At 33.5% G+C, this 8,363-nt stretch carries 10 protein-coding genes; 7 read left to right on the top strand and 3 right to left on the bottom strand.

Features of this window, described 5'->3' with window-relative positions; translation table 11 throughout:
- From N4A31_06950 to trxA, 4 genes are all read left to right on the top strand, one after another.
- Positions 1–370, top strand: a 370-nt coding sequence (locus N4A31_06950; protein MCT4635955.1) for a hypothetical protein, incomplete at its 5' end; no start/stop codon positions are given.
- Positions 367–1,368 (top strand): P-type DNA transfer ATPase VirB11, encoded by a 1,002-nt coding sequence (virB11, locus tag N4A31_06945; protein MCT4635954.1) that lies wholly within the window; start codon positions 367–369, stop codon positions 1,366–1,368. The genes N4A31_06950 and virB11, both read left to right, overlap by 4 nt.
- A 3-nt stretch (positions 1,369–1,371) precedes the next feature.
- Positions 1,372–1,839, top strand: coding sequence for a hypothetical protein (locus tag N4A31_06940; GenBank protein MCT4635953.1), 468 nt, complete (start codon positions 1,372–1,374; stop codon positions 1,837–1,839).
- 74 nt (positions 1,840–1,913) lie between these two features.
- Positions 1,914–2,231 (top strand): thioredoxin, encoded by a 318-nt coding sequence (trxA, locus tag N4A31_06935; GenBank protein MCT4635952.1) that lies wholly within the window; start codon positions 1,914–1,916, stop codon positions 2,229–2,231.
- Positions 2,232–2,235: 4 nt separating this feature from the next.
- On the opposite strand, the gene tyrS is transcribed toward trxA, so the two are convergent.
- Both tyrS and N4A31_06925 read right to left on the bottom strand, forming a co-directional pair.
- On the bottom strand, positions 2,236–3,468 hold the full coding sequence (tyrS, locus tag N4A31_06930; protein ID MCT4635951.1) for a tyrosine--tRNA ligase: 1,233 nt from the start codon (positions 3,466–3,468) through the stop codon (positions 2,236–2,238).
- Positions 3,469–3,563: 95 nt separating this feature from the next.
- Entirely contained in the window at positions 3,564–4,970 is a 1,407-nt protein-coding gene (locus N4A31_06925) for a DUF2748 family protein (protein ID MCT4635950.1), read from the bottom strand.
- 152 nt (positions 4,971–5,122) lie between these two features.
- Here N4A31_06925 and N4A31_06920 point away from each other — a divergent pair, with 152 nt between their 5' ends.
- On the top strand, positions 5,123–5,821 hold the full coding sequence (locus N4A31_06920; GenBank protein ID MCT4635949.1) for a CoA transferase subunit A: 699 nt from the start codon (positions 5,123–5,125) through the stop codon (positions 5,819–5,821).
- Between the two features lie 18 nt (positions 5,822–5,839).
- Here N4A31_06920 and N4A31_06915 read toward each other — a convergent pair whose 3' ends face one another.
- Positions 5,840–7,345: an NTP/NDP exchange transporter gene (locus N4A31_06915; GenBank protein MCT4635948.1), complete on the bottom strand. Its 1,506-nt coding sequence runs from the start codon at positions 7,343–7,345 to the stop codon at positions 5,840–5,842.
- Between the two features lie 234 nt (positions 7,346–7,579).
- On the opposite strand from N4A31_06915, the gene N4A31_06910 reads away from it, so the two are divergent.
- Together N4A31_06910 and bcp are read left to right on the top strand one after the other, a co-directional pair.
- On the top strand, positions 7,580–7,792 hold the full coding sequence (locus N4A31_06910; protein ID MCT4635947.1) for a hypothetical protein: 213 nt from the start codon (positions 7,580–7,582) through the stop codon (positions 7,790–7,792).
- A 93-nt stretch (positions 7,793–7,885) separates the two neighbouring features.
- Entirely contained in the window at positions 7,886–8,362 is a 477-nt protein-coding gene (bcp, locus tag N4A31_06905; GenBank protein ID MCT4635946.1) for a thioredoxin-dependent thiol peroxidase, read from the top strand.
- Position 8,363 lies beyond the last annotated feature (1 nt).

Genomic DNA, 8,363 nt, shown 5'->3' with positions numbered 1-8,363 from the left:
TAGGTCTGGTTCAGCAGGTGATGTTGATAATCATATTTTACGTAATTTCACCACAGCTATGATGGTTAGCTTGATTAATATAGGTGTAGCTGAATATGCAGATAGAAATGGAGCTAGTGATAGTACCACTTCAACTACCACCACCAATACAGATGGAAGTACTACTAACACCGATGATAGTACTGCTTTAGATGATGCATATGATGATGCAGTTGATAATATTAGTTCGATAGGAACAGATGTTATTGAGAAAACTATGGATATGCCACCAACTATCACTATAGATCAAGGAACTTCATTGAAAGTGTTTGTAAAACAAGATCTAGTGTTCCCAGGTAGATCAGCTAATTTAACGAAAATAGTAGAATGAAACAGAATTATGCAGCATTAGAAACATATTTAGAGCCATTTAAAGCATTATTCGCTGAGGATGGTGTTGCTGAAATTTCAGTTAATGTTCCAGGGGAAGCTTGGGTTGAAAAGCGTGGTGATATGCGCTGTGAAAAACTTCCTACATTAGACATGGAGCATCTTAAAGCTTTGGGGAGATTGATTGCTCAGTCTACTGAGCAGGTTATTAGCGAAGAAAAACCATTACTCTCAGCTACATTACCTAATGGATATCGTATTCAGGTGGTGTTTCCACCAGCTTGTGAACCTGGCACAGTGTGTATGTCTATTCGTAAAGGTGCTACAGAACTTTTTACGTTTGATACTTATCAAAAATTTGGAGCCTTTGATCAAACTGCCACAGAAGAAATGTCGGATCCAAATGTTCCAATTCTTATGGATCATCTTAAAAAGAAAGATATAAGAGCTTTCTTAACTCACGCCATAAGATGTAAAAAGAATATCATTATTAGCGGTGGTACTTCCACTGGTAAAACTACATTTACCAATGCTGCCTTGCTTGAGATTCCCACAGAAGAACGTCTAATTACAGTAGAAGATGCTCGAGAAGTTCAATTACCTCATCATAAAAACAGGGTTCATTTACTTGCTTCTAAAGGTGGGCAGGGTAGGGCGAATGTAACTACTCAAAATTTGATTGAGGCCTGTTTGCGTTTGCGACCAGATAGAATTATTGTTGGGGAGCTTCGTGGAGCTGAAGCTTTTAGTTTTTTAAGAGCAATAAATACAGGTCATCCTGGGGCTATTGCAACTTTGCATGCTGACACTCCGTCAATGGCTTTAGAACAGCTGAAATTAAAGGTAATGCAGGCTGGTTTAGGTATGCCTCCTAATGAAATTCGTAATTATATATTGGCGGTGGTTGATATTGTAGTTCAGTTAAAAAGAGCTGACAAAGGAAGAAGATATATTTCGGAAGTGTATTATAGGGAAGCTCAAGAAGGCTCGAAGGAGTAAGTTTTGAACAAAAGTGTTTATAAAAATATAGGAGAAACACAAAAACAAGGAATACGAAAATTGATGACACCCTTGGAGCGTATTCAAGATGCATCATTCAATATTAAAAATAAACTAGTTAAGAAAATGTTCCCTGATAAATATATCGATAAACAATCTCCAACATTTTTAAAAGTAGCTAACGATTGTCATGCAAGAGCAGCGATAAAGGAAATGACATTTTTAGAGCGTGTTAAGGATATCTGGCATAATATGACTAGTAAGACTATTGTTAATGGTATGAAAGATATGAACGAGAAGTCTCCTCAATTTAAACAGGCTCTAGAGAGGGTAAAAGATAACGCAGAAAAATTAAAGAAAGAAAGAGAAGAGACAAACTCTATGAGGCAAACATTGCAAGAAAATAATAAGGGGATGGGGTATGGAAGCAATGCTAAGCAATCTGGTAAACAACAGGGGCGCGGTATTTAAATAAAATTATCTTGAGAGATTTATCATATTAGGTTAGGATAAACTTAGTATAAGAAAAATATAAGGAAAATATTATGATAAAAGACTTAACTGAAGAAAGTTTTCAAGAATTAGTTAAAGCTTCAGATAAAGCTCTATTGGTTGACTTCTGGGCCCCTTGGTGCGGTCCATGTAAACAACTTATCCCAACGTTAGATGCTCTTTCTGAAGAAATGAAAGATAAAGCAACAATTGCTAAGATAAATATTGATGATCATCCAGATGCTGCAGCTAAGCATAACGTGCGTGGAATTCCAACAATGATTTTGTTTAAGAATGGTGAAATTGTTGATACTAAAGTTGGTGCTCTTTCTAAAGCAGATATTGCCAAATGGATTGAGTCTGCTTTATAAATTTTTAGAGCATTGAGACCAAAGCATGGCGTTTTTTTCCAGCAGAAAGTTTAATTACGCCATCTTTATTGCAATAAGAAACATCAATATTAATAGCTTCTTCATCTATTACTTTGTCATTAACCCTAGCGCCTTTCCCACGAATTAATCTACGTGCTTCTCCTCCAGATGAAGTGAGACCTGCTTGTTGAAAAAGTAAATAGGCTGGAATTCCTTTTTTTATTTTCTCTTTGCTAAGTTCTATAGTTGGTAAATTATTTGATAATGTTTTTTCTTCAAACATTTTTATAGCAGTAGCTTCTGCTTTCTTAGCTTCCTTCTCTCCATGACATAGTTTTGTTGTTTCAAAGGCAAGAATCTTTTTTATCTCATTCAGTTCGCTTCCCTTAGCTTTACTATATTCTTCTATTTGTTCTAGAGGTAATTCAGTGAATAATTTTAAGAACTTTATAACATCTCGATCATCACTATTACGCCAAAATTGGTAGTAATTATAGGGAGATAATAATTCTTCACTAAGCCAAACAGCTCCATTAGCGCTTTTACCCATTTTTGTTCCACTAGCAGTGGTAATTAAAGGAGAGGTTAATCCAAACACCTCCTTTTCTTCTAAGCGGCGGTTTAATTCCACTCCATTAACAATATTTCCCCATTGGTCTGATCCACCAAGTTGCAGGCGGCAATCATAGCGACGATTTAATTCCACGAAGTCATAAGCTTGCAAGAGCATGTAGTTAAATTCAAGAAAGCTTAAATTTTGTTCTCTCTCTAATCTTAATTTAACACTATCAAATTTTAGCATTCTATTGATAGAAAAGAATTTTCCATAGTCACGCAAGTAATCTAAATAATTAAGTTTTTTTAGCCATTCATCATTATTCAGCATGATGGCTTCATTTTTGCCAAAATTAATATATTTGGCTAAAGAAGCTTTAATGCCCGCTATATTTTTTTCCAGCCCTTCTGCGTTTAACATCTTACGCATTTCATCTTTGCCAGAAGGGTCACCAATTTTGGCTGTTCCTCCCCCCACAATCACGATGGGTCGGTGGCCATGTTTTTGAAGTAATTTAAGCATCATTATTTGCATTAAATTTCCCACATGTAAAGATGTGGCAGTTGGATCAAAACCAATATAAGCAGAGATTTTTTTGCTTGAGGTAAGTTTTTTTAAACCTTCTAAATCTGTAGATTGATGGTAAAAACCACGGGCAATAAATTCTTCGATGAAATCCATACGTTTTTCCTAGATGATAATTGCTTGACTTAAGATATGAATAATAAGCTAATAGGGGGGTAAGGTCAATATAGTATAAGTAACAATTGCTTTTATTACCTTTTTGGAGGAGTAAAATATTTTTTTACCTTGTCTTTGAATTCTTCAATCCTGAATCTTATTTTATTTTCTAAGCTATATTTATGTAGTCTATTAGGATATGCAGTAAATTTTTGCCCCGACATATTTTCATAATCTCTAATGCAGCTCGGTATGAGCTTGTTATAATATATTTTGTAAAGATTTCGCCAGAAGAACTTAGTATTTTGATGACCCCATTTATTTGCCTGTTGAGGAACTCTAGCCAACGCCTCAATACATGCAATTGCTTCTTCTATGTTTTTGTCTGAGTTGCTATATACATCTGCTTTTGGTTCTAAGTTAAATAACATATCAGATGCAAGGTCGTGAAAGCTAAAGCCCAGATATTCATTCTTTTCTAACTCAGTGATGGGAAGAAAATTGATCTCTTTAGCCTTTTTGATGAATTTCATTCTAGCAAGCTTCAGCATCATAAGTTTGAAGTAATATCCTACAGTCTTTTTAGGATTACGACGTTGGAAGCGAATCTCTTTTTCTTTATCAAGCAAATCACTAAGGCCTATTTTACCTAATAAATCTATATAAGTGTAAATATTCTTCATATCTGTTTTTCGTGCCAAATTCACCTGAGGATCAGCTTTGGTTCCGCTAAAATTTGCTGAGATACGAGTTACTTGCTGTCCTCTCTCGTTGCGAACAATATCACTATAATGACCAATTTCTTGTCCTGCTATTCCCATTAATCTTGCTAAAGCAGGTTTTCCATCTCCATGTGTTTTTTCTTCTTTCTCTCCTTCATTAGCTTCTCTTGCCTTTTTTGCTTTCATTTCTTCTTTGCTAAGAGGAGGGTCTACAAATAATGGGTCTCCTCCACAGGATACAAATATAGCCACATTTTTCCCATCAGTGCTTTGCATGCCGCTATTAGATCCTGCTTGTCTCCAAGAGGCAACGTCCATTACTTCTCCAATACTATGGCCATAAGATACAAATACTTCAACTTCTTCTAGCATAATCATTAAAGGCACTACAGGATGAGCAGATTGGATAAGTATTCTTGCTATCTTCATTTCCAATTCTGGCTCAACTTCAACAAATCTTTTTAATTGATCCTTTAATTTTTCAATTTCATGAATAACTTTATTGTCTAAGTCAGTGCTTTTGCCAGATTCTTTGAGAGCTTTTTTTATTGCTTTAGTTATTCTGGGGCGTAAAGATTCCTCATAAATTTCACGTTTGCTGAAGTTAATGTGAACATTACGAGAGGGAATGGAAAACCGAACAAAATTTTGCTTAGGTTCAGCTTCAATTCTTAATAAGCCAGATTTAACAAATTTCACCGCAATTTCTTCTAGCTCAATATACATATCTTCTTTACGTAGAACTGGCATTTTATAAAAAACGTGATATAAATTTGTCATTATTTTACTATAATTTAGTTACCTTTATATAAGGGTACTATAATTTATAGTTGATGAACACCAAAAGGTGTTTCAACTAATAACAAAAGCTTGCTAAATTCTAATATTCTATGATAATTAGATGCTTAATAACAATTTGGAGAATCAATTAAATGGTAAAAATATATAATAATGCTAAAGAAGCTTTAGAGGGAGTTTTGTCTGATAATATGAGTATAATGGCTGGTGGATTCGGATTATGCGGTATTCCTGAAAATGCAATCCAAGAAATATACAATTCAGGAGTTAAAGGTTTAACTGTTATTAGTAATAATTGTGGTGTTGATGATTTTGGCTTAGGTGTTTTATTAGATAAACATCAGATTAAGAAAACTATTTCTTCTTATGTTGGAGAGAATAAAACTTTTGAGAAGCAATATTTAGATAAAGAAATAGAAATAGAATTTAATCCTCAAGGTACATTGGCAGAAAGAATACGTGCTGGAGGAGCAGGTATTGCAGGTTTTTATACTAAAACAGGAGTAGGAACTGTTGTAGCAGAAGGAAAAGAACATAAGGAATTTAATGGTGAGACCTATGTTCTAGAAACAGGTTTATTGGCTGATTTAACCATAATTAGGGCGTATAAGGCCGATAAAGCTGGGAATTTAGTGTTTAGGAAAACAGCAAGAAATTTTTCTCCAATTATGGCTACTGCTGGAAAAATGACAATAGTTGAGGTGGAAGAAATGGTGGAGATAGGTGAGCTAGACCCTGATCAGATTCATACTCCTGGAATCTTTGTTGATAGATTATTTAAAGGTGAGTTTGAAAAGAGAATAGAAAAAGTTACTAATCTTCCTAGGCCTTAATTATTTTTATATTCTTTTCTAATGATTGGCTTGGTCGGCAATTTTAATAAATTGTTTGTTAAGGGCAATTACACTAAGAGTCCATGTAACCATAATTATCACAAAGAATATAAAGAATTGATATACTAAGTTTCCTATGCTTGGATCAATAAATTGGAACATTAATTGCTGAGATATAGCTCCAAATGCCTTTCCACCTCTATTTCCAATAACGTCCACAGCAGCTTTACCTTTTGTTCTAAGTTCGCGATTTAGTGGCATGAAGGCCATTTCTTTGGTTGCATCTACAAAAGTATAGTTTAATGATTTATATAAAATAACTTGGGCCGATCCAAGTAATACTGCCATCATTGCAACATTACTGTTGAAATTTGCAAAGAATGGTTTCAATGAATCTTGGTAAAGAATAAAGATAAAGAATGTAGCCCCAGTTATGCCTGCTATTAAAGGGGTGTGAAGAGCAGCTATTAGCCACTTAAACTTACGTAATATATAAGTACCATATATCATAACTGTAATGGATGTTAGGCCAAAATACATATTGAATTTACCCATAAACGCGCCATAGCTATTGCTAGTAGTATATACTTGTTTTAATTCATATTTCCATAAGCTTTCAATAAGATTAACTCCAACACCATAACTAAAGACTATTAGCATTATTAACCAGATATAACGAGAGGCGCATACATATTTTATACTTTCTCTTACAGATAGACTAATTTTCTCACGAATTCCGGTATGTTTTCTAGTACATAATATTGGATCAAAGAATACATGTTTATACATCCATCTATAGAGCGCAATCAGTCCAAATCCTGCTAATGCTACGCTGGACATCATCCATTTTAAAGTTAATCCCCAAACGAGTGTTTCTTCAATATTATTAATAAAATATTCTGAAATTCCGGTTTGAATTAAGCCAGCTAGAATTATTCCTCCTTGGCCAATAATACCAAATAAGGCATAAGTTTTTCTAGCTTCTTTTAAGGTGTATAATTCGTTAGTAAATTGCCAGAACATAAGAGAAAGAGTAACTGTTCCACAAATTTCACACATTATATAAAGTATACTTGTGGGCCAATGCTGAATCATCATGAATTGATATTGTAGTCCAGGGTATTTTCCAATTAATGAAGAAAAATCTGGTTCTAGATAAGGTTGTAAAGGGTTTAATACAAAGGCGTATAATAAAAAGAAACCACCAAAGAATAAAGTAATGGTGTAATATAGTTTGTCTCTGGATAAAATATTAGCAAGTTTTGTATAACAAACGAAGAAAAGTAAAGTTCCTGGTAATACTCCATAAAATTTAATGAAACTAATAAGTTCTGGGCCTAAGGATGGAACTAAAACAATATCTTTTGCTCCTCTTAAAAAACTATTTAAATAAGCAGAAAGCAATAACATCAATGATGTTGGAAGATATTTACAAAGAATATATTGTTTATTCTTCGAAAACTCTGCAGCGATTTTGGTGAGCCAATACCAAGGATTATATTTAAAGTTTCTACGATTATGCACTAATCTACTCTAAAAAGGGCTATTAAGAATGAATTGGGAAGAATCTATACTAATATTTAATATAATGCAAGTTTTATTATCATATAATTAAATAAAATTTAAAAGAGTTATGTCTTTAATTATAAGATGAATATCTGTGCAGTTTTAAGAGTATAAATTGACTTAAAGAGGGGCTCAAGTTATCATTTTTAGTATGAGCTTATAGTATATAAACTAAAGATAAGGAGAATGGTTATGTTGCAATCATTTTTTACTCAAGTTACAATTGTAGCTGCTACAAATAGTCATGTTAGAAAATTTATGTTTTCGATTGGATCAGCTGCTGTATCATCAGTATATAGCACTCTTTCAGCTAACAAAGGACAAGAACTTGCATCAAACCATCTTAAGAACTATCTTTATGGAGAGGTTCCTGATGTATGCGTAAGTGATTTAGACGGTAGTTAGTTAATTAGATAATTTCCATCCTAAAAATTTCTTGTTCACTTTTGCTTCAGGTGATATCCTTCACTTATAATCTAAGTTGTAAGGAGAATAGTCATGGCAAAAGAATTATCGATTGGAGATTTAGCTCCAGATTTTACTCTTCCTTCAGATCAAAAAGCAGATATTGCTATTAAAGACTTTTTAGGGAGGAATGTAGTTATTTATTTTTATCCTAAAGATGATACTTCAGGCTGTACAATGGAAGCGCAGGATTTTACCTCCAATATAAAAGAATTTAAGAAGCTTGATACCGTTATAATAGGAATCTCCAAGGATGATTTAAAGCGTCATGAAAAATTCCGTGCTAAATATAATCTAGAACATATATTGCTTTCAGACGTTGAAGTTAAAGTATGTGAATTATTTAATTGTTGGGTAGAGAAGTCTATGTATGGTAAGAAATATATGGGAATTGCTCGTAAAACTTTCCTAATAGATAGGGAAGGAGTTATCCAAAAAATTTGGCCTAAAGTAAAAGTAAAGGGTCATGTCGAAGAAGTTTTATCTTCTGTTAAAGAAATGGAAGCTTAAT

Source organism: Rickettsiales bacterium (assembly GCA_025210695.1).
In the GTDB taxonomy this organism is placed as follows: Bacteria; Pseudomonadota; Alphaproteobacteria; order Rickettsiales; family CANDYO01; genus CANDYO01.
The sequence above is the reverse complement of the archived record's forward strand: the minus strand, read 5'-3'. Positions and strand labels throughout refer to the sequence as shown.